Raw genomic sequence first — 25952 nt, 5'->3', positions numbered from 1 at the left:
AATACACGCGCAAAGGCCCGTTGCGGTGCCTTTTTGCGTCCGCCAAATAGGAATCATCCGAATTCACATTCAGTAAATTTATATATTTGATCATCTTTAACTGACGAATGGTAAGGATAAAAAACAATCAGTGACTTTTTTCACGAAAAAAAAGAGTTGTTTTATAAACACCTTGACTTAAGTGTTACACATTTACTTCATGGTATTACCAATTTCCCAATAATTTGAGATAAAAAATGATCTAAGTGTATCTATATGTTTTAGATAATAAAAAACAGGATCGTGAGCGAGTTAACGAATTGAGCATTGATCCACAAGGCTATTTTGCAAATGCGAAGCTCTATTGTAGACTGCACAAATCGTGCCTTTGTGTAAACTTTGTTAAATCTTTCGTCAGCCCCTGTCTCAATTCGTGACAGATACGCCATCGGGATCGCGCGTTCACTCTCGTGCGGTAGCTATGCCTAAACCCGGGGATAGTATGAATCGCCTTATCAATGCGCATACGCCTTTGTCCGCCCACCAGCCGTTGTTCAGCAGCCTTTTCGGTGCGGAAAAACTGGCCGGCGGTCGAGTTCGACGTCGAGCAGCTCAGCTCTGACAACCGGGCATTTCACCGCGATAAAGTACGATCCGAAGCTCCCCAAAAAAGCGGTGCCCGAAGAGCGCTCGCGGCTTTGAGCAAAAAAAACGGTCAAACAACGCGATCTGGTCTCTACGTTCTGAAAACGACTTGTCGTCTATCAGTTCGCTAAATCACCTTGCATAAGGAAGTGTCACGATGGGCGAGTTTATTGCCTTTTCGACGCAGGACAGCCTCTGGGGACAAATCCTGTTTACCCTCTTTGGTATCCTGGTTGGCTGCGTCTTGCTCACCGCGATCGGCAAAACCTTTTTGTCGGCCGGCCGAGCAGCGGCGTTACCTGTGCGGCTGCTGATCTTTGTCGCACTGATGCTGGCGCTCCTGAAATACAACCAGCAAGTGATGTCGGCGGTGAATGCCCCCGCAGAGCTGATCGGATTCCTGATTCTGCCCGGTTTTTTGATGAGTTGTCTGGTTACGGCGACACCCGGCAGGCTGGCGTTGGCCATAGAGCTGGGCTGTTTTGCAGCGCTCACCGCGCTGTTGATTCTGGGCACCGCCGACATCGGCTTTTTTGCACCTTACCATCTGGAGAGCGCCGGCCAGGCTATCGCCAAGGCGATCGCCGCGGCGTTATCCGTGGCCGCCGTGTTGCTGGCTCGCGGAATCAGCGGCAAGGACAACGCGCTGTCCTCTTGATCATCCATTTCGAAGCGGGGCTCTCTCCGCGCATTAACGATCGGTTCTGAACGCCGCCTCGTTTTCTTCATCTGTTGTGACATAGCCTGATATCTATTAAACCGAAAAACGGATTGTTTTTGAGCAAGCAGCCTGGCTGCCGGCTGATATCCACAGGAAGCTTTACACACACAATGAAAGTCGTGAAACCTCTGCGCCTCAGCGCACTTCATCGCCCCTTCTCTTGGCAAGGGCAAAATCATCTTGGCGTTTCCGTTTTGGCCTTGGCCGACATGGGGGCCTCCCCGCGCCTGCGCCCCGAGCCGGAGCTGTGGCAACTGGCCGCCGAAGAGCTCACCTTGAGCGGCGGCGTGCTCGATTTAGCCATCCCGAAAGCCTGTGCGGAGTTTCTCGCCACCGGCAACGCCTACACCCATCATCAACAAGACAAAACCGCCTGCGCCGTGAAGATCCAGCTGGATTCGCTGGAAAAAACGTTGGTGGTTTTCGGCGATCGCCACTGGACCAACGATCGTCCCTCCACTCCCCTCCCTTTTGCAGAAATGCGTCTGGACTGGCGCCGGGCTTACGGCGGCACCCAGTTCGCCGATAATCCGCACGGCATCGGCGCCACTCCAGAAACATGTCCGCAAGGCCGTATCCATCGCCTGCCGAATGTCGAACCACTGCAGGGGCGCCTTACCTCTCCCCGGCAAAGCGCGCTACCGGCAAGCTTTGATGCGCTGGATATCACCTGGCCGCGCCGCTTCTCCCGCATCGGAAAAAACTACGACGCCGACTGGTTGAAAAACGGTTTTCCCGGTTTCGCCAACGACATCGACTGGCGCCTGTTCAACATGGCGGACAGCGATCAGCAGTTTCCTCAACGCGACAGCTTGCCTCCCCAGGCCGCCTACCGGATATGGAACATGCACCCGTCAGAGCCGGTGCAGCAAGGGCACTTGCCGCCGTGGCGCGCACGCTGCTTCATCAACCGGCTGCGCGCCAGCGAAGCGCATTTCGAAGAGATTGCCATGCGCCATACCACCGTCTGGTTCTTCCCCCATCGGGAGCAGATGCTGCTGATCTATCAGGGCAGCGCGCGCATCAATGAAGACGATGCCGCCGACGTAATGCAACTGATGCCGGCATTGGAAATAGAAGGAGAGCCCCGCGCCACCGAGCATTATCGGCAGGTGTTGGCCCAGCGGCTGGATAAAGAACAGGGAGCCCTGCGCGCTTTTCGTGAGCAGGAGTTGCTGCCGGAAACCTGCATCGGCGCCTGGCTGGATACCGAAACACCGACGCAGCAAAGCCCGACAGCGCAAAATATCGCCGCCTACGAGCACCACCAACGCGAAGATCACCGCCAGCGCCTGCTGCGTGAGGGCCAGGACATCGATGAACTGTTCCCGCTGCCATCGCAAGAGGCACCGCCGACGCTGGACCAACTCGCCGAATTCGTCGAGCGACTGGAAAGCCAGGCCGAAGCGCAGTATCAGGACATGCTCAAACAGGCACAAGATAACGGTATCGACCCGCTCAACCCTAGCGGAGAGCACATGCCGCCATCCGGTGTGGAAAGCTACCAGCATCAGCGCGATCTGCTGTTTCAGCAGGGGCGTCACTATCCCGACGCATTTAGCGACAAGCAGTTGGGGGAAAGCGAGCGTGCGCTGCACCAGATGTATTTAATGTCGGCACAGGCGCAAAGCCCGGCGCTGCGTTTAAGCGGCGATCTGGCGCAGATCATTCGCCAACGCGTCGTTGCCGCCATGCTGCGCGATAAAGATCTCAGCGGTCTTGATCTAACCGGCGCCGATCTGTCCGGCATGGACCTCTGCCAGGCTAACTTGCGCGGCGCACTGCTGGAAAACGCCAATCTGCGCCAAACCCGGCTGGTGGGCTGCGATCTTCGCGAGGCGATGCTGGCGCGCGCCGATCTCAGCGGCGCCGTCTTGCAACAGGCCAATCTGAGCCACGCCTCCCTGGCCCTGGCGAAATGCGATGCGACGGATTTCGGCGGCGCGCAGCTGCACGAAACCCACATTCAGCAAACCTTGTTTCAACGCTGCGACTTCACGATGGCGTCATTACGCGATTTGCTGGGGTATGAAACCTTGCTCGGGCAGTGTGATTTCAGCCGCGCCACGCTGGCCAACATCACGCTGATGGAACTGCAGCTGGAGCAGTTGACATTCAGCCACGCCCGGCTCGACAAAGTCAGCTTCGTCAAATGCCGGCTGCTGGCGGTGAACTTCAGTCAGGCACGGCTGGAAAACTGCGCCTGGGTTGACACCGAGACGCAAAGCCTCAGCTTCCGCGCCGCACGCCTCACCGCCTGCGCCTTCGCAGCAAAAACACTGTTGCCGCAGGCGGATTTCAGCGATGCGACGCTGACCCAGTGCAATTTACGCCAGATGCCATTGCAACGGGCTAATTTCAGCCGTGCGCGCCTCAATAATTGCGACCTGTCGGAAACCCGATTGAACGAGGCCGATTTTCGCCAGGCCAACGGCAGCGGCAGCCTGTTCATCCGCAGCGATCTGTCCCAGGCCACCCTGCGCGACGCCAATTTCATTGCGGCGATCCTGCAGAAATGCCTGCTGTCAGGCGCCGACCTGCAGGGCACCAATCTGTTTCGAGCCGATTTGTCGCAGTCGCAAGTGGATCAGGCGACCCGGCTCGACGGTGCCTATACCGCCAGGGTGAAAACATTGCCTCGCCACAACGGGAAGGAAGTATGACCTCAAAGTCTGAGCAGATACGCCAGCGCGTGAAACGCGGCGAGCTGATTGCCGGTGAGGATTTGCACGGTCTGTCATTCGCCGGTATGGATTTGGCCGGCGGTATGTTTAACCAGTTGGACCTGAGCGGTGCGAACTTCTCCGATTGCGATCTGCGCGACAGCGTGTTCAGCGATTGCCGGCTCGACCATGCTCAGTTTGCGCGAGCGGACCTGAAACAAACCGCCTTCAATCAGTGCGCCATGTCGGCCAGCCGCTTCGGCGAGAGCCATATCGAGCTGACGATGTTCAACGATTGCCGGCTTGAACAGGGCGACTTTAGCCGGCTGTCGCTCAGCCAAAGCCACTGGATGTCATGCCAATTGGCCGGCGCGAATTTTTCCGCCACTCAGCACGATCGCACCACCTTTTACGAAAGCCCGCTCAATGGCGCGAGTTTGGAGCATGCGCGGCTCTCTCTTGTCACTTTCTTTAGACTAAATCTCTGTGAAACAGGGTTTGAAGGTGCAGATTTCGACCGCGTCACGTTTTTCGAATGCGACCATCGCGGCAAAAGTTACGCCGGGCAGCGCCTGATCGCCTGCCAGTTTACCGATAACCAATTGGACGACGTCGACTTCAGTCAGGCGACGCTGCGCCAGAGCAACTTCAAGGGCGCTTCGCTGCGGCGCGCCACCCTGACGGGCGTGCAGGCGCAGCAATCGCTGTGGCTGGAGGCCAACCTGACCCAGGCTCACTGCCGCAGCGGGCAGTTCGATCAGGCAATTTTCAGCGAAGCGACGCTGGACGCCGCCAACTTCAGCCAGGCGCGCCTGTATCAGTGCGTGTTCCAGCATAGCCGCGCGGCGCGCTGCGACTTCAGCGACAGCGACCTGACCTACGCCGATTTCTGTTATGCCGACATCGGCGCCGCCGATTTCCGACGTGCGCGCTTTATGCGCACCCGCATGCACCGCGCCCACCAGCAGCAAACGCGCTGGGGCGATCGCAGCGGCATTCTCGAGCGCGACGACGAACTGTACGCCGCCGAAACCTGGAGCGCGCAGCGCCAGAGCCGCATTTGACCGTATTGACCACTTCACGAGGGGATCACCATGAGCGTTGCCAACTCTACTCGCGCCGTCAACATCGCGCCGCCCCGGCAGGCCGCCGGCCAGATCGTCAATCTGCTGCCGGACGGCAGCCTGGTGGTGGAATGTGAAGGCCGCGGCTGGCATTGCCGCCGGGCGGCGAGCTGCCTGCTGACGCCGGCCCTCGGCGATAACGTGCTGGTCGCCGGCTGCGGCCACCAGCTGTGGGCGATCGCCGTCCTCGAGCGCGCGGAGCCGCAAAGCGCGGCGCGGCTTTGCGTCGAAGGCGACCTGCAGATCGAAACGCCGAGCGGCTCGCTGTTGCTGCACAGCGCGCAGGCGCTGCAACTGCGTGGCGACGCCATGACGCTGCAGGCCAACAGCGGCGATTGCCACGTCGACAAAATGAAATACAGCGGCGAAGAGCTGTCGGCCTTCGTCAGCATCAGCCGCCTGGTCGGCAAACGCTGCGAGTCGCTGTGGCATTCGGTCAGCCAGATCAGCCACTCGCTGTTTCGCAAAGTGCGCCAGACCGAGCATGTGCGCGCCGGGCAGCTGGATTATCAGGCTGAAGATTACGCCCGCATTCATGCCCGCAACACGCTGATTACCTCGAAAGACATCACCAAGCTGGATTCGGAACAAATCCACGTCGGATAACCTTGCGGAGGCCTTCTATGTTTGCCAACAGCCAAATGATCGGCGTAGACCTGGCGTTTCCCGACGTCTGCCTGACGCCAAGCCCGGCGCCGGTGCCCGTGCCCTACCCGGATATCGCCCTGGCGCCGACCGCCATTCCGAACGCCTTCAATATTCTGTTCGTCGGCACTCCGGCGCACAACATGGCGACGGTGACGCCGCTGACCAACGGCGACAACCCCGGCGTGGCCACCGGCGTGGCTTCCGGTACGGTGATGGGGCCATCCCGCCACCTGACCGGCGCCTTTACCGTGCTGCTTAAAGGCACCCCGGCCACTCGGCTGACCAGCCTCAGCCTGCAGAATTCCACCAATGCGCTCGGCATGCGCATCGTGCCGAGCCAATTAAAAGTGTTGCTGCTTGCGCCCTGATGACGGCGCCCTATTACACAGCCATTCAATCAAGAAAATGAGGATATTGTGAAAACACGGATTACCCTGACGCTGCTGACCGCCCTGACGCTTGCCGGTTGTTCCACCCCTCCACCGCCGCCGCCGGCGCTCAATAACGACGCCATCGTCAGCAGTGAAGTCAATGGCGTCACGCTGCAGCACCGCGCCGCGGTGAGCGCGCCGAAACAGTTCAAGCCGATCGGTGAGGAGTACCGCAGCCTGTACGCCGCCAGCATCATGAGCAGCCCGAATTATACCGGTACCGCCGTCGGCAGCCTGGACAACGCCGCCGCGTTCTATGCGCTGGGCGAAGTGGAAAACAACTGGCTGGCGATCTCCGCCATCCGCGGTGGCGATCTGGTGGGCTATATCCAGGCCAACGCCGGCGTGCCGGAAGCGCGCTACAAGTCGACACTGCGCAAAGATCTGCCGCGCCGCGCGCGAGCTGCCAAACAGGACTGCGTCAAAGTCGGCGGCGACAGCAAGGCGTGTAAAAACGCCGGCTCAGCCACCTGGATCCTCCAGTAGTCAGCACGCCTGCGGGCGACGAGATTCCCATGATGACGACCCCTATCGCTTCCCGCTGGTGCGGGATGCTGTTTCTGCTGCTGGGCGCGCTGGCGCTCGGCGGTTGCATGTCTTCCGCCAAAAGCGTGCCGTCGCGCTACAGCCTGATCTTCGACGCTGACCGCCAGGTCAACGCCGCCGCCGGCGCGCAACCGGCGCCGATTAAAATTCGCGTGCTGCTGCTGCGTTCGGATGCGGAATTCATGGATGCCGACTTTTTCAGTCTGCAAAACGACGCCAAAAGCGTGCTCGGCAACAGCCTGCTGGACAGCGATCAGTTCTTCCTGACGCCTGGCCAGACCGGCAAAAAGCTCAGCGGGCAAAGCACATTGGACGCACGTTACCTCGGCGTGATCGCCGAATATCAAAATCTGGACGGCAAGAGCTGGCGCATTTCGCTGCCGCTGCCGGAACCCACCGAAACCAATTTCTACAAGGTATGGCAATTCTCGCCAGATGAGCTGGAAGCGCATATCGTCGCGGGCGTGAATGGCCTGCGCCCCGTAAAAAAGACCGACTGACCCACCGCTGCGCGGAAGCGAAGTCACTATAGGTGTGATGATGAAAGATGCTCATAAGGTTGTCTGGACCGAGGGAATGTTTTTACGCCCTCACCATTTCCAGCAGGCGGAAAACTATCTCGAAGGCTATATGCGCAACTGGGGCCAGGCCCACAGCGGCTGTTTCTGGGGATTCCTCACCCTGGATCTGGACCAAACGCTGCTGCGCCAGGGCAAGATCGCGCTCAACGCCGCCAGCGGCATCATGCCGGACGGCACGCCGTTCCGCTTCTCCGGCGCCCAGCAGGCGCCCGCGCCGCTGACCATCGCCGAAAACCAGACCGGCGAAAACGTGGTGCTGGCCCTGCCGACCTACCGCGCGGGGCGTGAAGACGTGATCTTTCAGGAAAGCCCCGAAGCGCTGGCGCGCTATCTGGCTTACGAGAACGAGGTCGACGATCTCAATGCCGTGTCCGTGGGCAGCGCGGCGCTGCAGTTCGGCCGTCTGCGCCTGCGGCTGATGCTGGAGAGCGAGCTCAATGCCGAATGGACGGCGCTCGGCGTCACCCGCGTGCTGGAAAAACGCGGCGACAACAGCCTGCGTCTCGATACCGCGCAGATCCCACCCATGCTGAACTGCCAGGGCAACCCGGTATTGAAGACCTTCATCAACGATCTGCAGGGCCTGCTGCAACAGCGCAGCCAGCAGATGAGCCAACGCCTGTTGCAACCGGGCCGCGGCGGCAGTTCCGAAATGGTGGATTTCATGCTGCTGCAGCTGATCAACCGTCATCTCGGCCAGGTGAGCCACGCCTACCACCTCGACCATCTGCACCCGGAGCGTCTGTTCGCCGATTGGCTGCAGTTCGCCACCGAACTCGCCAGCTTCTCGGCGCAGCGCACTCCGGAAGGCCGCCTGCCGGTGTATGACCACGACAACCTGGCGCTGTGCTTCGGCAAGCTGATGCTGTTGTTGCGTCAGGGGCTGTCGGTGGTGCTGGAAGACAACGCCATTCAGCTGACGCTGGTCGAGCGCTCCCACGGGCTGAACGTCGCCACCGTGCAGGACGCCAAAATGATGCGCGATTTCGGCTTCGTGCTGGCGGTGCGCGCCGACGTGGCCGCCGAGGTGTTGCTGACCCACTTCCCGGCGCAGATGAAGATCGCCCCGGTCACGCGCATCCGCGATCTGGTCCAGCTGCAGCTGCCGGGCATCGGTTTGCGCACCATGCCCGCCGCGCCGCGTCAGATCCCCTATCACGCCGGCTACACCTACTTCGAGCTGGAAAAAGGCGGCGACCTGTGGAAACAGATGGAAAAATCCAGCGCCTTCGCTCTGCACCTGGCCGGCGAATTCCCGGGGCTGGACATGGAATTTTGGGCGATTCGCAGCCATACGGACCGGTAATCTATGACTCAGGAAAATAGCATGGCGTCGGCGGCCAATCCGCTGGTGGACGCCGCCAACCCGCTGCTGAACGCCATTTCGCAGATCCGCCAGTCGGCCACGCACGCCAACCCGGCGCAGCTGCGCCAACAGCTGATCGACGAAGTGCGCCGCTTCGAGATCCGCGGCCAACGCGCCAATCTGCCGTACGAGGTGATCATCGGTGCGCGTTATTGCCTGTGCACCGCGCTGGATGAAGCGGCGGCGCTGACGCCTTGGGGCAGCAACAGCGTATGGTCCGGCAGCGGGTTGCTGGTGACCTTCCATAACGAAACCTGGGGCGGCGAGAAGTTCTTCCAGCTGCTGGCCAAGCTGTCGCAGAGCCCGCGTGAGCACATCAACCTGCTGGAGCTGATCAATTATTGCCTGCTGCTGGGTTTTGAAGGCCGCTACCGGGTAATGGAAAACGGCCGTTCGCAGTTGGAGACCATGAAGCAGCGCTTGCTGCAGCTGATTCGGTCGGTGCGCGGCGGCTACGCTCCGCCGCTGTCGCCTCATGCCTTGGATCTGCCGGTGCAGCAGAAACGGTGGCGCCCGCTGGTGCCGCTGTGGGCCTGCGTGGCGCTGACCGGTTTCCTGGCTTCGCTGCTGTTTATCGCCCTCAACTGGCGGCTGGGCGACAACACCAGCCCGGTGCTGGCGGCGATCTACCAAACCAATCTGCCGCAGGTGGCGATCGGCAACCCGGCGCCGGCCGCGCCGCCGACGCTGAGCCTGAAAAGTTTCCTGCGTAAAGAGATCGCCGAAGGGCTGGTGGTGGTGCGCGACGAAGCGCAGCAAAGCGTGGTGATCCTGAAAGGCGACGGGTTGTTCGACTCCGCCGCCACCACGGTGCGCGCCAACTATATTCCGGTCATCGACCGTATCGCCGCCGCCATGAACGGCGTCAGCGGCAAGATCCTGGTCACCGGCTACAGCGACAACGTGCCGATCCGCAGCGCCCGCTTCGCCTCCAACTGGGAACTGTCGCTGGCGCGCGCCGAAGCGGTCAGCGCCCGCTTGCAAAAGCGCCTCGCCAACCCGCAGCGGGTCAAGGCCGAGGGCCGCGGCGAAAGCAACCCCGTTGCGCCGAACGATAACAAAGTGAACCGCGCGTTGAACCGCCGGGTAGAAATTACGCTGTTGGTCGCCCCGGAAAACACCCAGGCGGAAATCAACGGCTTGCCGCAAGGAACCGGAAAGTAATGCTCAGTACGTTATTCTCCATCATCACCAGCCGCCTGCTGTGGGGCTTTGTCGGCATCACCGCGCTGGCGTTCATCATCTGGATGATCGGCCCGCTGGTGGCCATCGGTGACTATCGCCCGCTGGAACCGGAACTCAACCGCCAGATCGCCATCGGCGTTATCTACCTGATCTGGTTCCTGTGCCGCCTGATCCCACGCCTTTACAGCGCCTGGTTCAACAGCCGCCTGCTGAGCAACCTGCGCGCCGCCGAAGCGGCGCCGGCGGAAGACGGCAAGCCCGAGATCAAACAGGACGAACAGCTGGCGCAGCGTTTCGACGAAGCGGCGCAGCTGCTGAAAAAGGCACGTTTCGCACCGGGCCAGGGCGACGGCAAACATCGCTGGATGACCCGCTTCAGCCGCCAATACCTGTACCAGCTGCCGTGGTATGTGATCATCGGCGCGCCCGGCGCCGGCAAGACCACCGCGCTGGTCAACTCCGGCCTGCACTTCCCGCTGGCCGACCGCTTCGGCAAATCCGCGCTGCGCGGCGTGGGCGGGACCCGAAACTGCGACTGGTGGTTTACCAACGACGCGGTGCTGCTCGATACCGCCGGCCGCTACACCACGCAGGAAAGCCAGCGTGAAGAAGACGCCGGCGAATGGCAAAGCTTCGTCGCGCTGCTGAAAAAATACCGCACCCGCCAGCCGATCAACGGCGTGATGGTGACCATCAGCGTCGCCGATCTGCTGAGCGACAGCGCCGAAGCGCGCGCCGCGCAGGCCAGCGCGCTGCGTAAGCGCCTGATCGAACTGCACGAGCAGCTGGGCATTCACTTCCCGGTCTATGTGCTGGTCACCAAAACCGACCTGCTCAACGGCTTTATGTCCTATTTCGGCAGCTTCGACAAAGCGCAGCGCGACCAGATCTGGGGGTTCACCTTCCCTTACGAGCGCTCGCGGCAGCCGGACTTCAATCTGAACGCCGCCTTCGAACAGCAATACGCCCTGCTGCAACAGCGGCTGGACGCGGCGCTGCCGGATACGCTGCTGATGGAACACGACGCGCGCCAGCGCGCCGAAAGCTACCTGTTCCCGCAGGAATTCGCCGCGCTGCGCCCGCTGCTCGGCCAATATCTGGAACAGGTGTTCGCCACCTCCAGTTTTGAAACCCGCTTTACCCCGCGCGGCATCTATTTCACCAGCGGCACCCAGGAAGGCCTGCCGTTCGACCGGGTAATGGGCGAACTGAACCGCTATCTGCAGCTGCCGACGGCAAACTCAGGGGCACAGGCCAACGTGGCCTGGGACAGCGTGGGCCACGAGGCGCCGATCCCGGCGGCCAAAGGCCAGAGCTTCTTCCTGAAAGAGACGCTGGAATCGGTAGTCTTCCAGGAATCCGGGCTGGCGGGCAGCAACCGCTGGTGGGAATACCGCAATCGCGCCCTGCACTGGGCGGGTTACATCGCGCTGGCGGTGATCCTGGCGGTGCTGGCGATGTTCTGGTTCACCAGCTACGGCAACAACAAAGCCTATCTGGCGGAAGTGGCCGCCAAGGTGCCCGGCGTCGAGCGCCAGGGGCAAAGCCTGACGCAATTGGGCAACGGCGACATGTTCTCACTGCTGCCGTTCCTCAACAGTCTGCAGCACCTGCCGGAGAGCCAAAACTTTGCGCTGGACGATCCGCCGTTCACCTACCGCATGGGATTGTACCGCGGCGATCAGGTCGGCGACGCCGGCAATGCGCTGTACCAAAAAGCGCTGAAAGAACTGCTGCTGCCGCAGGTAGCACAACAGATCGCCACCACGCTGCGCAACGACAACCACGGCGACGCGGACTTCAGCTACGAAGCGCTGAAGGCCTACCAGATGCTGTATCTGCCGAAGCACTACGACGGCAAGTTCCTGCGCGCCTGGGTGATGCTCAACCTGCAGCGCAACCTGCCGCAGGGCAGCACCCAAAAACAGCTGCAGCAGATCGAATGGCATCTGAGCCAGCTGCTGGACACGCAGATCCAGGCCTCGCCTTACGCCAAAGACGAACAGCTGGTGGCGCAGGCGCAGGCCGCGCTCAATCGGGCGCCGCTGTCGCAGCGCGTCTATGGCCGCCTCAAGCGCCTGTTGCTGAAACAGACCGACATCAAACCGGTCAGCCTGGTCGATTTGGCCGGCCCGCAGACCGAACTGGCGTTCAGCCGCAAAAGCGGCAAACCGGTGACTGACGGCGTACCGGGTCTGTTCACCTCACAAGGGTATTGGAAGGCGTTCAACGACAACATCGATCCGGTGACCGACACCCTGCGCAAAGAAGACGTCTGGGTGTTGAACAGCCAGACGCCGGAGCAGAAAAGCGCCGATCTGACCAAAACCATCCGCCAGCTGTACATGCAGGACTTCATCAGCGCCTGGGATGAGCTGTTGGGGGATATCCAGTTGGCCAACATCGGCAACCTGACTCAGCGCATCAGCAGCGCGCGTCTGCTGTCCGGCAACCCGTCGCCGATGCGCAACCTGCTGGTCAACGTCAGCAAAAACGTCACCCTGCACGACGAGAAAAACGACGCCGATTCCCGCTCGCTGCTGGCCAAAACCGAAGACAAGCTGAACCAAAACGCCAACCGCACGCTGGAAGCGCTGTTCACCAACCGGCCGGCCAACGCCGACGGCGACGTCTCCGCCCAGCCGGAACAGCTGGTGATGGCGCACTTCGCGCCGTTGCTCGAACTGGCGCAAAGCCAGGGCGAAGGCAACAAGGCGATCCCTTTCGACAGCGTGCTGAAACAGGTCGATGAGCTGTACAGTTACCTGACGGCGGTTCAGGGCGCGGCCAACAGCGGCATGTCGGCGCCGCCGAGCGACATCATCCCGCGCCTGCAGGCCGAGTCCGGCCGCTTGCCGGTGCCGTTCAAGCAGATGCTGCTGTCGCTGGCCATCGGCGCCAGCAGCGACACTCAGCGCAAAGAGATGGAGAACGTGAAAAAGCGCATCAGCTTCGAAGTCGGCAGCTTCTGCCGCCAGGCGATCGCCGGGCGTTATCCGTTGGTGGCCCGGGCGCGCCAGGAAGTGACGCCGGACGACCTGGCGCGCATGTTCGCGCCGAACAGCGGGCTGATGGACAGCTTCTTCCGCGACAATCTGCAGGGCAAGGTCGACACCACCCGCGCCAACTGGCGTTTCACGCCCGGCGTGGACGGCAAGACACTGCCCGGCGGCGAAGGCATCCTGCGGTCGTTCCAGCAGGCGCAGCGCATCCGCGACGCGTTCTTCGCCAACGGCACCGCTACGCCCTCTTACCGCGTCACCGTGCGGCCGGTGCGGATGGATAACGACATCCTCAACCTGACGCTGGATATCGACGGGCAGCTGTTCAAATACAGCCACGGCCCACAGGTGCCGCTGGTGGTCAGCTGGCCGGGCACCCGCAATACCAATCAGGTGCATCTGCAGCTGGCGCTGGCCAACGGCACCACTGCCAGTCTGGTGACCAGCGGGCCGTGGGCGCTCAACCGTTTGGTGGATATGGCGCAATCTTCGGGTACCGCCGGCCTCGGCCGTCAGGCAACCTTCAATCTCGACGGCCATCGCGTCACGCTGGAGTTCACGCCCAACAGCATCCGCAATCCGTTCCAACTGCCGGCCTTCTCGTGCCCGTAGCCCCGAAAGGACATGACCATGAGCACTGATTCAAGCGCCCCGGCGAGCATCGGCTGGTATGGCAAACTGCCCTCCGCCGGCGACTTCCTGCAACGCCGCCTGCCCGATCCGGTGGTTAACCACTGGGCCCACTGGTTCCATAACGGGCTGGTGAACTTGCAGCGCGAGGCGCAGGGGCCGAACGGCCATCCGTTCAGCAACGCGCCGGTGTGGAACTTCGTGATCCCCGCCACGCTCGGCAGCCAGTACGTGCAGATGGGCTGTCTGCTGCCGGCGCGCGACCGCGTCGGGCGCCGCTATCCGATCTGCGCGCTGCGTCTGTTCAGCCAGCAGGATTGGCGCCCGCAACAGCTGAATATGGCGGCGGGCTGGTACCAGCAGCTCGGCCATACCCTGCTGAACGGCGTACGCAACGGCTTTTCCGCCGAACAGATCGACCGCACGTTGCAGGCGATCCCGGCGCTGCCCAGCCCGCCGGCCGAAGCGGACTCCGACATATTGTCGATCATCGGTTTTCAGCATCCGGACGTGCCGGGCCTCGGCTGGCAACAGGCCGCCGACTGTTTCGACCCGGCGCAGTACACCAGCTTCTGGTGGACCAATCAGGCCGACGGGCACCCGCTCTACACCCACGTGCACAGCGGCAACCTCACCGTGCAGCTGTTTTCGTTGCTGTTCGAGCCCAACGGTTGGGCGCGCCCCGGCCGCGGCGGCCAGTACCCGCAAATGTTTGATTAACATCGTTCGTTGAAGGAAATTCTATGGCTATCGATACCGATACCCTGCTGGCCCCGGTTGACGCGGACAATCCCTGCGGCGACAACCTGGAATACGACGCCGACTTTCTGGCGATGGCGCGCGCCGCCACCGGCAAGGCCGAACAGCAGTTCGGCAGTACCATCATTCCGGAAGAGGCGCCGGATTGGGTGCAGGTCGAGCGTCTCTCGACCTCGCTGCTGGCACGCACCAAAGACCTGCGCGTCATGCTGTACCTCACCCGCGCCTGGACCCAGCTGCGCGGCTTGCCGGGCTACGCCGACGGGCTGACGCTGATCAACCAGGCGATACTCCGTTACTGGGACAGCCTGCAGCCGGCATTGGAGTTCGACGGCGAGGCCGATCCGCTGTTTCGCATCAACGCGCTGGCCGACCTTGGCGACAAAGCCGCGCTGGCCGCCAGCGTGCGCGCCGCGCCGTTGCTGAAAAGCGCCGCCGGTGAAATCTCGCTGCGCGACGCCGGCGCCCTGCTCGACGGCAGCAAGCAAGAGTGCCCCAACTTTCCCGGCGGCCGCGCGCGGCTGCAGGATGAGCTGGCGCAACAGGATCGCCCCGAAGGCGCTCTGGTGACGCACATCGCCAACACCCTGAGCGCCATTCGCAGCGAAGTGACCCGCCATCTGGGGGAAAGCGCACTGCCTGAAATGAGCGCGTTAACCAAGGTGTTTTCTCTGGTGGCGCTCGCCGGCCAAAGCGACGCCCCGGCCGCCACCGAACCGGACGCCGCGCCGCAAGCCGCCGCCGCCGAGCCGCAACCGGCCGCGGTACAAAACGTCACGGCGCCGCTCAACTGGCGCAGCGCGCAAATCCAGTCGCGCGACGACGCCCAGCTGATGCTGGACAAGGTGAAAAATTATTTTCGTCTTCATGAGCCGAGCCACCCGGCGCCGCTGATGATCGATCGGGTCCAGCGGCTGATTACGCTGGACTTTATGCAAATCGTCCGCGATTTGGCGCCCGATGGGCTTAACCAACTGGAGACCATTCTCGGTCGCCCCGACCACGAGGAGAACAGCTAGCCACCGACTTTTGTTCTCTTGACGACACCCGATACCGTCTGCCGCCTGCGCAGACCCGAATCAGAACCTGACTCTCCCAGCCGGACGAGGCGCGTTCCCAATCGCCATTAGATGGAGTAAATCATGTCAAACTCGAAATCCCGCAGCGGGCAGAAATTCATCGCCCGCAACCGCGCGCCGCGCGTACAGATTGAATACGATGTCGAAATTTATGGCGCAGAGCGCAAAATCCAGCTGCCGTTCGTGATGGGCGTGATGGCGGATCTGGTGGGGAAAGCGGTCGATCCGCAAGCCAGCGTGGAGGAACGCAAGTTCATGGAAATCGACGTCGACAACTTCGACGAGCGCATGAAATCGCTGAAGCCGCGCGTCGCTTATCAGGTCGACAACACCCTGACCGGCGAAGGCAAACTGAACATCGATCTGACCTTCGAAAGCATGGAAGACTTCTCCCCTGCCGCTATCGCCCGCAAGGTCGACTCGCTGGGCAATCTGCTGGACGCCCGCACCCAGCTTTCCAACCTGCTGTCCTATATGGACGGTAAAAACGGCGCCGAGGAGCTGATCTCCAAGATCCTGCAAAACCCGGCCTTGCTGCACTCCTTGACCGACGCGCCAAAGCCGGCGGTTAACGACGACAACAACGAGCGTGAGGATTAATCGATGAGCAACTCGCCTCAGCAACAAAATGCGTTGCAAACCACCGAGACTTTTTCCAGCGACGAATTCAGCGCGCTGCTGAACAAAGAGTTCCGGCCGAAGACCGATCAGGCTAAAGAAGCAGTCGAGAACGCGGTGAAAACCCTGGCGCAACAGGCGCTGGAAAACACCGTCACCGTCTCTTCCGACGCCTACCGCACCATTCAGGCGCTGATCGCGGAAATCGACGAAAAGCTGTCGCAACAGATCAACCAGATCATTCACCACGACGACTTCCAAAAGCTGGAAGGCGCCTGGCATGGCCTGCACTACCTGGTCAACAACTCCGAAACCGACGAGATGCTGAAGATTCGCTTCATGAGCATTTCCAAGCAGGAGCTGGGCCGCACGCTGAAGCGTTATAAAGGCGTGGGCTGGGACCAAAGCCCGATCTTCAAGAAAGTCTACGAAGAAGAGTATGGCCAGTTCGGCGGCGAGCCGTTCGGCTGCCTGGTGGGCGACTACTACTTCGATCACAGCCCGCAGGATGTGGAACTGCTGGGTGAAATGGCCAAGATCGGCGCCGCCTCGCACTGCCCGTTCATCGCCGGCACCGCGCCAAGCGTGATGCAGATGGAGTCCTGGCAGGAGCTCTCCAACCCGCGCGATCTGACGAAGATCTTCCAGAACACCGAGTACGCCGCCTGGCGCAGCCTGCGCGAATCGGAAGACGCGCGTTATCTGGGCCTGGTGATGCCGCGCTTCCTGGCGCGCCTGCCGTACGGTATCCGCACCAACCCGGTGGACGAGTTTGACTTCGAAGAAGAGACCGACGGCGCGACCCACGGCAACTACACCTGGACCAACGCCGCCTACGCCATGGCCGCCAACATCAACCGTTCGTTCAAAGAGTTCGGCTGGTGCACCGCCATTCGCGGGGTGGAATCCGGCGGCGCGGTGGAAAACCTGCCGTGCCACACTTTCCCGAGCGACGACGGCGGCGTGGACATGAAGTGCCCGACCGAGATCGCCATCAGCGATCGCCGCGAAGCCGAGCTGGCCAAGAACGGCTTTATGCCGCTGGTGCACCGCAAAAACTCCGACTTCGCCGCCTTTATCGGCGCGCAGTCGCTGCAGAAGCCGGCGGAATATTACGATGCCGACGCCTCCGCCAACGCCCAGCTTTCCGCGCGCCTGCCGTACCTGTTCGCCTGCTGCCGTTTCGCGCACTACCTGAAATGCATCGTGCGCGACAAAATTGGCTCCTTCCGCGAACGCGACGACATGGAGCGCTGGCTGAACGACTGGATCATGAACTACGTGGACGGCGATCCGGCCAACTCCTCGCAGGAAACCAAGTCGCGCAAACCGCTGGCCGCAGCGGAAGTGCAGGTGGAAGAGATCGAAGACAATCCGGGCTACTACAGCGCCAAGTTCTTCCTGCGCCCGCACTACCAGTTGGAAGGCCTGACCGTCTCCCTGCGCCTGGTGTCGAAACTGCCTTCACTGAAGCAAAACGACGCGTCCTGATGGACTGAAGTCAGGCCGCGATAGCGCGGCCTGACGGATACATCAACCTCATCACAGGGAAAGAAAGATGAAGACAAAACGGTTTTATCTGGCATCGCTGTTGGCTGTCGTCTGCTCGCTCTGCGCCGCGACGCCCGCTTTCGCAGAGCAGACATCGATAGCGCATTTGACTTCCGATGATGTCAATCTGTCAGGCAGCGACTTTTTCCGTTTCTACCGCAGTGCAGATAAACAGGAAAAAGAGAAAGCGCGAATTTATTTGCTGGGCGTGCTGGACGCGACGGAAGGAAAAAGCTGGTGCCAATACAGCCAGCTACAAACCGTCACTCTGCAGGAGTTTGTATTCGAATTCTTTAATAAACTTCCCGCTGCGCGCCTGCATGAAAGGGCTGCCCCCCTGATTGAAGAGGCTCTGGCGACTCGCTTCCCCTGCAAAGGAGGCAAAGCATGAAACCTTTATATCGTCAGCTAAAAAGCAGCCATTACTCCTCTGATTACTCTAGCCCGGGATATTTGGCAGCAGAAGCCGTTTACGCTGAGATTGGCTATGAGCTTGATACGCTTCTAAAGCAAAATCCTGGTTATGCCAATACCTGTGCTGTCCGCATGAGCCTGGCGCTGTTGAAAGCCGGCATCAGCTTCAAAGGCCGCCTGCCAATCAAAAAAGGTGCCTATAAGGGTAAAACGATTGAACCGGGAGCCAAACTGTTGGCCGATCAATTGCATCGCTCCAGTAGTTTTGGCAAAGCCAAAATTTTCTTTAATGCTCCAGATGCAGAGAAAGGTATTGGCAATAAAAAAGGCGTCGTGTTCTTCAATAAAATCACCAACTATGATGGCGGACACATTGATCTGATCGAACCAGAAAACTCACTATTGACCTGCCATTCCCATTGCTATTTTAACTGCAAAGAAGTCTGGTTTTGGGAATTGAGCTAGTGTGCCATCGGCTTATCAGTAAAAGCATGAGGTTGGGTTTAACTGCATGCTTGCTCATAGCAGGCAATCCAGATCGCACGTGAAACCAAGACAACGCGAAATAATTAAGCATTGAGCCATTATCATCTTAATAATGGCTCGGTAACCCGTACCGATAGTTTTCGGTATTTAAGAAGGTGCATGGCACAAGGATATAAATTGGTAATGCATTACCACACTTGCAATTCCTGCTGCTATTACCTGAGTTTTTCAACGTAACGTTAATACTACTGTTAACCCTTAATAAAGAGTGAAGAAACTATGGCTATTGATATGTTCCTGAAAGTTGAAGGTGCCAGCGGCGAATCTAAAGATTCGAATCACAAAGGCTGGACCGACATCACTTCTTTCTCCTGGGGCGCTTCTCAACCGGGCAATATGGGCGTTGGCGGCGGCGGTGGCGCCGGCAAAGTGTGCTTCAACGATCTGCACGTCAACGCGCTGGTCGACAAGTCAACCCCGGCGCTGCTGAAGCACTGCTCCAGCGGTAAACACCTGACCAAGGTTGAGTTGTCTGTCTGCAAGGCGGGCGGTACTCAGGTTGAGTACGTCAAAATCACCCTGGACGACGTGCTGGTCACCGCCGTGCAGTACACCGGTGCAGGCGGCGAAGACACCGTAGGCATCACCTACTCCTTCCAGGCGGCGAAAGTGAAGCAGCAGTACTGGGAGCAGAGCGACAAAGGCGGCAAAGGCGCCGAAAGCAGCGCAGGTTGGAACATCAAGGAAAACCGCGAAGCTTAATCTGCATCCCCCCGGTTACGGCCGGGGGGTACATAACATGGATGCAATGGAGAGTCAGGATGAAAAAACCTCTGTTTGGGCCCGCATGGATTCGTTTTTCTGAAGTCAATATCAATGTAAAAAAAGTGGGTGCATTGATTGGTGGAAAAGTAGAAAGCAATATTGAAAACGGTATTTTTGAAAATGCTTGCCCTATACGGATGAGCTATGTACTCAACTATACAGGCATACCAATTCCCTCTAACTCCGGTTATGCGACTGTGTCTGGTAAAGATAAAAAATGGTATCTTTATCGTGTTAACGATATGATTCTCTTTTTAGAAAAGAACTTCGGCAGGCCTGATATCACGGTGAAATCCCCTACCCCAGCTAAATTTTCAGGTAAAAAAGGGATAATGGTTATACAAGGAAATGGCTGGCGAAATGCCAGAGGACATGTCACATTATGGAACGGTGACATTTGCTCTGACTCTTGTCATTTCATGGGGGATCCTGAGAATGGATCTTTTGTTCCTGAAGTCGCATCACTTTGGATATTAAAATGAAAACTACCCACATCGCCCTTGCTCTTCTTCTCGTTTCTCCTATGCTTCTGGCGGAAGATATAAAAATAGAAAACTTACCACAAAGCGAACTTTATGAAAATTGGCTGGTTAGCCGCTGCATTGGGAAGTCTACTGACTCAGAAAAAACCAAGCAAGATGCCTTCCGTTCCGCTTCCGCATATTTAGAATTCAGTAAACTCCCCATGGATGCATTCGAACAAGGCGAGAAGCTGGCGGAACAGTACGCAAATAAAAATAGTCAAGGCTCAGTTAAAGGAAGTTATCATACTTTAGATTGCCTTTCGCTGCAGAGTTCCAGTGAGGCTAAAGCCATCTTCGAACGTTACTCTAATTAATAATTAACATTGTAGGTTGCAATTTTATAAGACCATCAACTCAGCCAAATTAGAGTTTTATTAATTATTTTCACTGGGTATTAGCCATCAAGCATTGAGATACTCATGCACTGGTTATCTATTACTCTGCACAAACCATACGGATTTTGGAGTGTTGAGATGAAAAAAATCCTTATCTCCTTTTTTTGTCTATATGCCACTTGTGCTATAGCACAGAAAAACCAAGAAGAACCCATTGAAAAGTGGCCACCGCAAGCGGCGTACCGAAACTATTTGCAAAACTACAAGGATATTGCTCTGACCTACTGCATTTCCGTCGCTTATAAGACATCACCAGAAGCTAGCAAAGATGCAATTGCCTCATCGAATGGAATCGATGCTTGGTCATACTATGCAATTCGTGATGAAGAATCCCCTATCATCAAGCTGACAAAGCAGTATTTGCAAAAGAATTACAATGCTAAGGACGGGAAAAGCCGCTTAGACTTAATGAAGTGCATGGATATGTACCATAGTGAAGAACTTGACAAACTTGCGAAAGTTTATGCACAGCGCCCTAATGATAATTGGGTGAAAGACAATCCGGACAGAGTAAATGAAAATCCTCCTCGGAAATAACCAGTGAAAAAAATATCACTGACTGTGACCTTCGCCGCAACGTTGAGCGTTAATGCAGCGACAGAAATTGACTATTCCCCTGCCGATAACCTCAAAAACTACGCGCTCAGCGTTTGCATCGCCGAGGGGTACTCAGCAAAAGAAGTCAAAAACGATGCCGCCGCCGCCGCTCGGGGTTACATGGAATTCGGCGATTACTCTCTGGAGGCACATACCGCCGTCAGGGCGCTGGCAAAAGAATTTCTGGCAAAGCCTTATGACAGTATGTCAGGGGAGCCGATGACAATGGCCAAGTGCATCGATCTTGTACACAGCCAAGCGCTGCAAGCCATCATCAAGAAATACCATGGAAAAGACGACAATTGATATCCAGGCTTATTAAACGAGGGGTTTTCTTAAAGGTCATCTCGGATGAGAATAACACAATGACTTTCTGGTGTTTCTACTGCTCGCAAAAACCTCTATTGACTCTCTGCCGCAAGAAACATTGTATAAAATTGGTTAATCAGTCGTTGTTTGGGAAAGTTTACAGACTCAGAAAATACCAGGAAAAACACGTTCAGAAGCGCCAGCGCTTATCTGGAATTTAGCAAACTTCCCCTTTCCGCGTTTGAAGAGGGTGAGAACCTGGTGGAGAGTTATTTAACACAAGAGCGTCAAGCGGCTACCACTGATAGTTATCATACGCTTGAATGCCTCGCTTTATCCCAATCAAAAGACGCCCATAAAATCTTCATCAAGAATAAAAGCAACTCACGCAGCGAAAGCAAACAATAAACCTTAGTCACAAAATCACTTTTGCGGCTTGCCAAAATACCCGCCAATTTTGGCAAGCCAAAGAGCGAATCATTAATTATTGCACTACCTCCTAATCAGCAGGAATGCCTTATGCGATTTTCCATTGTAAAAAATAAAAGCGGCCAGGTTCCGCCGCAGAGCAGTTGCGATTTTCTGCCGCCGGGCGGCACCATCGGCCGCAGCGTGGATAACAACCTGGTGTTGCCGGATGAAGAACGCGCCATTTCCCGTCTACAGGCGATCGTGCATATTTCCGCTGACGGCGAATGCCGCATCACCAACCGCGGCAACGTTACCCGCGTGCTGCTGAACGACATTCCGCTGGAGCGCGGCCGCCAGGTTGAACTGCAGGACGGCGACGTACTGGGCATCGACGATTACCAGATCGAAGTCAGCGCACTGCAGCAACACGCCGCGCCGCAGGCTCAACCGGTGGCCAAGGTCGCCGCCGTTGCTGCGGCGGCAGCCCCTGTTGCCGCCGCCACCGAAAAATCCGCCGCGCCAATCCCCAACGAAATCTGGGACAGCCTGGTGGAAGAGTTTACGCCGAACGCGCCGGCCGCCGCCGCACCGCCGCCGGTCGCCAACCCGGACAATCATCCGCTGCTGGATACCCCCACTCGCGAGCTGAACCCGGCCGATCCGCTGGCGCAGCTGGCGGGCAATGTCGATCTGCGCCAACTGCAGCAGCAGCAAACCGATCCGGCGGCGCTGTTCAACACCGACGCCACCTTTGAGCGCGAGCACATCCTGGCCGATACCACCCCTAGCGCGCTGCTGGCAGAACAGGCGGCACCGCCGCGTCCGGCAGCCCCGGCGCAGAATGCGCAGCAACCGGAGCAAGAACTGGATCCGCTGGCGCTGTTCGGGGGCTCATCCGCCCCCGCTTCGCCAGAGACGCTGAACAGCAACGATCCGCTGGGGTTGCTGATGGGCGGCGCCGTGCCGCTGGCTCAGCCGGAGGAACCGGTACAGCCGTCGTCCCCGCCGCCAGCACCGGCACCGATCGCCGCACAACCGCAAGCGCCGCGCCCACAGCCGACGCCGCTGCCCGAGCCGCAACCCCAACCCGCGCCGCAGTTCAGCCAGCCGGAACCGCCCGCGCAGCCGCCGCGCCCGCGCCAGGGCAACCGCCTGGGCATCGATCCAGTCGCCTACCAGTCCGCCCAGCGGCAACACGCCGCCGCGCCGAATGGCGACGCATTGGAAGGGCCGTTGCTGACGGCACTGTTGCAAGGCATCGGTCTCGACGATCTGCAGCCACAGCCGCATTTCGACGAACGCCAGATCCGCCAGGCCGGCCGCCTGCTGAGCCTGTTCTCGCAAGGCACCGTCGCCCTGCTCTCATCCCGCTCGATCCTCAAGCGCGGCGTGAAGGCCGAGATGACCATGATCCTCGACGAAGCCAACAACCCGTTCAAGCTGTTGCCTTCGGGTAAAACGGTGCTGATGCAGATGTTCGGCAGCCAGATGCCGGGCTTTATGCCGCCGGAGCAGGCGGTACGCGACGCGCTGATCGATCTGCAGGCGCACCAGTTGGGGATGATCGCCGGCATCCGCGCCATCATCGCCGCCATGCTGCAGTCGTTCAATCCGGAGCGCCTCGAAGAGGAAGCGCGCAAAGAAGGCGTGGCGCCGCGCCTGTCGCTGCCCGCCAACCGCAAGGCCGCGCTGTGGGACTACTTCGTGAAGAACTATCAGCAAACCTCCGGCGAGATCGAGGACGATTTCCACACCCTGTTCGGCGAAGCCTTCCTGCACGCCTATGACGTTGAAGTGAATCAATACAAAGACTCACAGACCAAACCGGACGCGTAATGAATATCACCATAGCCTCTACCTCCAACCAGGGCGGCCGCGCCTCCAACCAGGATCAAACCGGCGAGGTGCTCGGCAACCGCGCCGCCTGCTTCGTGGTGTGCGACGGCATCGCCGGCTTTCCGGGCGGCGATATCGCCGCCCAGTTGGCGCGCGACACCATTTTGCAAAACTTCGACGGCGAAAAGCATCTGAACGCCCAGAGCATTCGTCAGCACATCACGCGCGCCAACGCCGCGATCCACCAGCAGCAGCGGCAGTCAGACGAATACAGCAAGATGGGCACCACGCTGGTCAGCCTGTTTATCGATCGCGATTATCAGCTGGCCTACTGGGCGCACGCCGGCGACAGCCGCCTGTACCTGTTCCGCCGTGGCTACTTGCATGCCGTCACCACCGACCACAGCCTGATCCAACAAATGCAGGACGCCGGTTATCAAACCAACGGCATCAACAGCAACCTGCTGTATTTCGCGCTGGGGCTCAACGAAGAGCGCGACGCCACCTACAGCGACGTGCTGCAGCTGGAGGACGGCGACGTTTTCCTGCTGTGCACCGACGGCTTCTGGCACAGCTTCAGCCAGGCCGAACTGGAACAGTCGCTGCACATGGTCAACTCCCCCAGCGAGTGGATCGCCCTGATGCAGCAGGCATGGAAGAAAAACAATAACAGCGATAACTACAGCGCTATCGCCGTCTGGATTGGCTCACCGCAGGAAACCACCCTGCTGCATTCGCTGGCGGATGCGGAACGGTTTTTGATTCGCGACTGAGTCGGCGCACATTCACAGCAAGGTTCACTATGAAATACTGGATGCCGGGGCTCGTTGCCCTGATGGCGGTACCGACCGCGCAGGCGATGAACTATCGCCTGGTTTACTCCCCCAGCCAGAAGCTGGAAGTGTTTATCGATGACGTCAAGAACAGCAATCCGGAAAGCTGGTGCGGCAAAAGCATCCCGCTGCGCATCGTCTCGGCGCAAGGCAAAGATCCGGCGGTGCTGAACGACTTCCTGCCGCGCGTCGGCAATCTGCTGGAAAAGCAGTGCCCGAAAGCCGGCCACCTGCCCTGGACGCTGACCGACAAGCGCGGTGAGAAGCTGGCCAGCGGCGAAGCCGCCAAAGCGCGCGGCTGGAAACCGGTGGTCAAACAGGAGACCGCCGAGCAGCCGGAAACTCCGCCGCAGCCGGCGATCCCTGCGGCGGTGGCCGTGACCTCTCCGCAGGCGGACACCGCACCGCCGCAGCGTTTCAGCCTGCCGCAGGGCTGCCATTTCCGCACTTTCTGGCGCGATGAAGCCAACGGCGGCGCGTTGTTCATTCCCGCCGGCGACGCGCTGCGTTGCGGCGAGGACGGCTGGCTGCAGGGCAGCGGCGCGGTCACGCTGCAACAGGGCGGCCAGACCCTCTCGCCGACGCTGTGGTTCCTGCAGGGCTACCCGCTGGCGAAGATCAACGGTGGCGATCGCGCGCTGACCGTCGTCAGCGCCAACGCCCAACGGCTGGTGCTGGGCGGCAACCCGCAGGCGCCGGGCAGTTTCCTGCTGCTGAGCTTCGAACCGCAGTTGCACGCCTGGGCGTTCAACGGTGAAGCGATCGTTGAAATGGCGCGCGTCGACGCCGCCGACGAGAACAAGATCAAACAGCGCGTGCAACAGGCGCAGGCCGCCTGGCAACCGCTGCTGAGCGCCCCCGCCCCGCTGGCCTTCAAACTGGTGGAGAAGCTGGCCGAAGACCGGGTCGATCCGGCTAGCGGCAGCTACCTGTCGGTTAACGGCGCCACTCACTGATTATAAGGAAAGCCTGTGAAATCATTAGCAAGCATGCTGCAAGGCCACTCGATCGGCGCGGCCATTACCGCCGTCGAAAATGACATCAAGGCGAAACCGGCGGATGCCGATCTGCGCGCCGCGCTGGTGCAACTGCTGTGCCTGAGCGGCAACTGGACGCGCGCCAACGCACAGCTGAAGTCCTGGCAGGCGCTGAAACCGATCGCCCAACCGACCACACTGCTGCTGATGCAGTCGGTCAACGCCGAGCTGCAGCGCCAGGCAGTGTTCGCCGGCACGGCCGCGCCGGCGCTGCTGCGGCAGGATCAGCCCTGGCTGCAACTGCTGGTGCAGGCGCTGCATCAGGATGCACAAGGGGCGGCCGAACAGGCCCAGGCGCTGCGCGACCAAGCGCTGGAAGCTGCGCCGGCCGGCGCCGGGCGGTTAACGCTGGCCGAAGGGGAGCAAGAGCGGCAGCTGAGTTTCGACTGGCTGACCGACGGCGACGGCCGCCTCGGGCCGGTGTGCGAGCTGGCGCTGAATGGCGTTTACTACTGGCTGCCGTTCGCCGACATCGCCGCGATCCAGTTCCAGGCGCCGCAGAGCGCCATCGATCTGGTGTGGAGCCATGCGCTGGTGCGCCTGACCGATGGCCGCGAACAGGTGTGCCAACTGCCCGCCCGTTATCCGCTGGCTGCAGACAGCGACGACGCGCTGTTGCTGGGCAAACGCACCGAATGGCAACCGCTGGGCGACGGCACCCACTATGCCGGGCTCGGCCTGAAGACCTGGCTCAGCGAAAGCGATGAATTCCCGCTGCACAGCCTGCGGCAGCTGAGCTTCGACGCGAGCGCCTGAA

26 protein-coding genes are annotated in these 25952 nt (G+C 59.5%); all 26 read left to right on the top strand.

The features are described 5' to 3' along the window. Window positions 1–781: 781 nt before the first annotated feature. The 26 genes from ACRAWE_RS04590 to ACRAWE_RS04465 all read left to right on the top strand — a co-directional run bounded on the left by ACRAWE_RS04590 (window position 782) and on the right by ACRAWE_RS04465 (window position 25951). On the top strand, window positions 782–1282 hold the full coding sequence (locus ACRAWE_RS04590) for a hypothetical protein (RefSeq protein ID WP_154746400.1): 501 nt from the start codon (window positions 782–784) through the stop codon (window positions 1280–1282). 173 nt (window positions 1283–1455) lie between these two features. After that, window positions 1456–4008 (top strand): DUF2169 domain-containing protein, encoded by a 2553-nt coding sequence (locus ACRAWE_RS04585; protein ID WP_432525001.1) that lies wholly within the window; start codon window positions 1456–1458, stop codon window positions 4006–4008. Continuing rightward, window positions 4005–5072, top strand: coding sequence for a pentapeptide repeat-containing protein (locus tag ACRAWE_RS04580; RefSeq protein WP_432524999.1), 1068 nt, complete (start codon window positions 4005–4007; stop codon window positions 5070–5072). Before ACRAWE_RS04585 ends, ACRAWE_RS04580 begins: the two co-directional genes overlap by 4 nt. A gap of 30 nt (window positions 5073–5102) precedes the next feature. Beyond that, entirely contained in the window at window positions 5103–5738 is a 636-nt protein-coding gene (locus ACRAWE_RS04575; protein WP_432524997.1) for a DUF3540 domain-containing protein, read from the top strand. Between the two features lie 17 nt (window positions 5739–5755). After that, window positions 5756–6148: a DUF4150 domain-containing protein gene (locus ACRAWE_RS04570; protein WP_004934933.1), complete on the top strand. Its 393-nt coding sequence runs from the start codon at window positions 5756–5758 to the stop codon at window positions 6146–6148. A 48-nt stretch (window positions 6149–6196) separates the two neighbouring features. Then, the gene (gene tagV / locus ACRAWE_RS04565) at window positions 6197–6697 is read left to right on the top strand and encodes a type VI secretion system accessory protein TagV (RefSeq protein ID WP_019452982.1); all 501 of its coding nucleotides are present in this window, start codon (window positions 6197–6199) and stop codon (window positions 6695–6697) included. A gap of 29 nt (window positions 6698–6726) precedes the next feature. Then, window positions 6727–7257: a type VI secretion system lipoprotein TssJ gene (gene tssJ, locus ACRAWE_RS04560; protein WP_063918557.1), complete on the top strand. Its 531-nt coding sequence runs from the start codon at window positions 6727–6729 to the stop codon at window positions 7255–7257. Window positions 7258–7297: 40 nt separating this feature from the next. After that, window positions 7298–8644 (top strand): type VI secretion system baseplate subunit TssK, encoded by a 1347-nt coding sequence (tssK, locus tag ACRAWE_RS04555; RefSeq protein WP_025159842.1) that lies wholly within the window; start codon window positions 7298–7300, stop codon window positions 8642–8644. Between the two features lie 3 nt (window positions 8645–8647). Then, the gene (locus tag ACRAWE_RS04550) at window positions 8648–9868 is read left to right on the top strand and encodes a DotU family type VI secretion system protein (protein WP_025159843.1); all 1221 of its coding nucleotides are present in this window, start codon (window positions 8648–8650) and stop codon (window positions 9866–9868) included. Then, window positions 9868–13503 carry a type VI secretion system membrane subunit TssM gene (gene tssM / locus ACRAWE_RS04545; RefSeq protein ID WP_063918559.1) on the top strand — a complete coding sequence of 1212 codons (3636 nt, stop codon included), beginning with the start codon at window positions 9868–9870 and terminating at the stop codon, window positions 13501–13503. Before ACRAWE_RS04550 ends, tssM begins: the two co-directional genes overlap by 1 nt. An 18-nt stretch (window positions 13504–13521) precedes the next feature. Beyond that, window positions 13522–14241 (top strand): type VI secretion system-associated protein TagF, encoded by a 720-nt coding sequence (gene tagF, locus ACRAWE_RS04540; protein WP_019452987.1) that lies wholly within the window; start codon window positions 13522–13524, stop codon window positions 14239–14241. A gap of 23 nt (window positions 14242–14264) precedes the next feature. Then, window positions 14265–15299: a type VI secretion system protein TssA gene (gene tssA / locus ACRAWE_RS04535; RefSeq protein WP_063918560.1), complete on the top strand. Its 1035-nt coding sequence runs from the start codon at window positions 14265–14267 to the stop codon at window positions 15297–15299. Between the two features lie 123 nt (window positions 15300–15422). Further along, on the top strand, window positions 15423–15959 hold the full coding sequence (gene tssB / locus ACRAWE_RS04530; protein WP_019452989.1) for a type VI secretion system contractile sheath small subunit: 537 nt from the start codon (window positions 15423–15425) through the stop codon (window positions 15957–15959). Window positions 15960–15962: 3 nt separating this feature from the next. After that, window positions 15963–17468, top strand: coding sequence for a type VI secretion system contractile sheath large subunit (gene tssC / locus ACRAWE_RS04525; RefSeq protein WP_019452990.1), 1506 nt, complete (start codon window positions 15963–15965; stop codon window positions 17466–17468). Window positions 17469–17535: 67 nt separating this feature from the next. After that, window positions 17536–17919: a Rap1a/Tai family immunity protein gene (locus ACRAWE_RS04520; protein WP_019452991.1), complete on the top strand. Its 384-nt coding sequence runs from the start codon at window positions 17536–17538 to the stop codon at window positions 17917–17919. Next, complete coding sequence (locus ACRAWE_RS04515) at window positions 17916–18407, top strand: T6SS effector amidase Tae4 family protein (protein ID WP_025159845.1); 492 nt, start codon at window positions 17916–17918, stop codon at window positions 18405–18407. Before ACRAWE_RS04520 ends, ACRAWE_RS04515 begins: the two co-directional genes overlap by 4 nt. Window positions 18408–18707: 300 nt before the next feature. After that, entirely contained in the window at window positions 18708–19190 is a 483-nt protein-coding gene (locus ACRAWE_RS04510) for an Hcp family type VI secretion system effector (protein WP_019452993.1), read from the top strand. 59 nt (window positions 19191–19249) lie between these two features. Further along, the gene (locus tag ACRAWE_RS04505; protein WP_071532806.1) at window positions 19250–19735 is read left to right on the top strand and encodes a type VI secretion system amidase effector protein Tae4; all 486 of its coding nucleotides are present in this window, start codon (window positions 19250–19252) and stop codon (window positions 19733–19735) included. Further along, complete coding sequence (locus ACRAWE_RS04500; RefSeq protein WP_019452995.1) at window positions 19732–20091, top strand: T6SS amidase immunity protein Tai4 family protein; 360 nt, start codon at window positions 19732–19734, stop codon at window positions 20089–20091. Before ACRAWE_RS04505 ends, ACRAWE_RS04500 begins: the two co-directional genes overlap by 4 nt. Before the next feature lie 105 nt (window positions 20092–20196). Next, window positions 20197–20709: a T6SS amidase immunity protein Tai4 family protein gene (locus ACRAWE_RS04495; protein WP_432524989.1), complete on the top strand. Its 513-nt coding sequence runs from the start codon at window positions 20197–20199 to the stop codon at window positions 20707–20709. Window positions 20710–20721: 12 nt separating this feature from the next. Beyond that, window positions 20722–21075, top strand: coding sequence for a T6SS amidase immunity protein Tai4 family protein (locus ACRAWE_RS04490; RefSeq protein WP_309531272.1), 354 nt, complete (start codon window positions 20722–20724; stop codon window positions 21073–21075). A 150-nt stretch (window positions 21076–21225) separates the two neighbouring features. Further along, window positions 21226–21486, top strand: coding sequence for a hypothetical protein (locus ACRAWE_RS04485; RefSeq protein ID WP_432524987.1), 261 nt, complete (start codon window positions 21226–21228; stop codon window positions 21484–21486). 111 nt (window positions 21487–21597) lie between these two features. Next, the gene (gene tagH, locus ACRAWE_RS04480) at window positions 21598–23325 is read left to right on the top strand and encodes a type VI secretion system-associated FHA domain protein TagH (RefSeq protein WP_432524985.1); all 1728 of its coding nucleotides are present in this window, start codon (window positions 21598–21600) and stop codon (window positions 23323–23325) included. After that, a complete protein-coding gene (locus ACRAWE_RS04475) occupies window positions 23325–24098 on the top strand; it encodes a PP2C family protein-serine/threonine phosphatase (RefSeq protein ID WP_063918562.1) in 774 nt (257 codons plus the stop codon). Before tagH ends, ACRAWE_RS04475 begins: the two co-directional genes overlap by 1 nt. A gap of 29 nt (window positions 24099–24127) precedes the next feature. Beyond that, the gene (locus ACRAWE_RS04470) at window positions 24128–25114 is read left to right on the top strand and encodes a type VI secretion system-associated protein (RefSeq protein WP_154746409.1); all 987 of its coding nucleotides are present in this window, start codon (window positions 24128–24130) and stop codon (window positions 25112–25114) included. 15 nt (window positions 25115–25129) lie between these two features. After that, the gene (locus tag ACRAWE_RS04465) at window positions 25130–25951 is read left to right on the top strand and encodes a type VI secretion system accessory protein TagJ (protein ID WP_370520158.1); all 822 of its coding nucleotides are present in this window, start codon (window positions 25130–25132) and stop codon (window positions 25949–25951) included. The last annotated feature ends 1 nt before the right edge of the window (window position 25952 follow it).

This window comes from Serratia sp. BFP-2025 (assembly GCF_050880365.1).
In the GTDB taxonomy this organism is placed as follows: Bacteria; Pseudomonadota; Gammaproteobacteria; order Enterobacterales; family Enterobacteriaceae; genus Serratia; species Serratia surfactantfaciens.
Note: the sequence above shows the minus strand (reverse complement) of the source record. Positions and strands in the feature narration are given on the sequence as shown.

What these genes read in the sequence shown, in the direction of transcription:
- ACRAWE_RS04590 (WP_154746400.1), top strand. Translation starts at nt 782, where the DNA reads ATGGGCGAGTTTATTGCCTTTTCGACGCAGGACAGCCTCTGGGGACAA.
- ACRAWE_RS04585 (WP_432525001.1), top strand. Translation starts at nt 1,456, where the DNA reads ATGAAAGTCGTGAAACCTCTGCGCCTCAGCGCACTTCATCGCCCCTTC.
- ACRAWE_RS04580 (WP_432524999.1), top strand. Translation starts at nt 4,005, where the DNA reads ATGACCTCAAAGTCTGAGCAGATACGCCAGCGCGTGAAACGCGGCGAG.
- ACRAWE_RS04575 (WP_432524997.1), top strand. Translation starts at nt 5,103, where the DNA reads ATGAGCGTTGCCAACTCTACTCGCGCCGTCAACATCGCGCCGCCCCGG.
- ACRAWE_RS04570 (WP_004934933.1), top strand. Translation starts at nt 5,756, where the DNA reads ATGTTTGCCAACAGCCAAATGATCGGCGTAGACCTGGCGTTTCCCGAC.
- tssJ (WP_063918557.1), top strand. Translation starts at nt 6,727, where the DNA reads ATGATGACGACCCCTATCGCTTCCCGCTGGTGCGGGATGCTGTTTCTG.
- tssK (WP_025159842.1), top strand. Translation starts at nt 7,298, where the DNA reads ATGAAAGATGCTCATAAGGTTGTCTGGACCGAGGGAATGTTTTTACGC.
- ACRAWE_RS04550 (WP_025159843.1), top strand. Translation starts at nt 8,648, where the DNA reads ATGACTCAGGAAAATAGCATGGCGTCGGCGGCCAATCCGCTGGTGGAC.
- tssM (WP_063918559.1), top strand. Translation starts at nt 9,868, where the DNA reads ATGCTCAGTACGTTATTCTCCATCATCACCAGCCGCCTGCTGTGGGGC.
- tagF (WP_019452987.1), top strand. Translation starts at nt 13,522, where the DNA reads ATGAGCACTGATTCAAGCGCCCCGGCGAGCATCGGCTGGTATGGCAAA.
- tssA (WP_063918560.1), top strand. Translation starts at nt 14,265, where the DNA reads ATGGCTATCGATACCGATACCCTGCTGGCCCCGGTTGACGCGGACAAT.
- tssB (WP_019452989.1), top strand. Translation starts at nt 15,423, where the DNA reads ATGTCAAACTCGAAATCCCGCAGCGGGCAGAAATTCATCGCCCGCAAC.
- tssC (WP_019452990.1), top strand. Translation starts at nt 15,963, where the DNA reads ATGAGCAACTCGCCTCAGCAACAAAATGCGTTGCAAACCACCGAGACT.
- ACRAWE_RS04520 (WP_019452991.1), top strand. Translation starts at nt 17,536, where the DNA reads ATGAAGACAAAACGGTTTTATCTGGCATCGCTGTTGGCTGTCGTCTGC.
- ACRAWE_RS04515 (WP_025159845.1), top strand. Translation starts at nt 17,916, where the DNA reads ATGAAACCTTTATATCGTCAGCTAAAAAGCAGCCATTACTCCTCTGAT.
- ACRAWE_RS04510 (WP_019452993.1), top strand. Translation starts at nt 18,708, where the DNA reads ATGGCTATTGATATGTTCCTGAAAGTTGAAGGTGCCAGCGGCGAATCT.
- ACRAWE_RS04505 (WP_071532806.1), top strand. Translation starts at nt 19,250, where the DNA reads ATGAAAAAACCTCTGTTTGGGCCCGCATGGATTCGTTTTTCTGAAGTC.
- ACRAWE_RS04500 (WP_019452995.1), top strand. Translation starts at nt 19,732, where the DNA reads ATGAAAACTACCCACATCGCCCTTGCTCTTCTTCTCGTTTCTCCTATG.
- ACRAWE_RS04495 (WP_432524989.1), top strand. Translation starts at nt 20,197, where the DNA reads ATGCACTGGTTATCTATTACTCTGCACAAACCATACGGATTTTGGAGT.
- tagH (WP_432524985.1), top strand. Translation starts at nt 21,598, where the DNA reads ATGCGATTTTCCATTGTAAAAAATAAAAGCGGCCAGGTTCCGCCGCAG.
- ACRAWE_RS04475 (WP_063918562.1), top strand. Translation starts at nt 23,325, where the DNA reads ATGAATATCACCATAGCCTCTACCTCCAACCAGGGCGGCCGCGCCTCC.
- ACRAWE_RS04470 (WP_154746409.1), top strand. Translation starts at nt 24,128, where the DNA reads ATGAAATACTGGATGCCGGGGCTCGTTGCCCTGATGGCGGTACCGACC.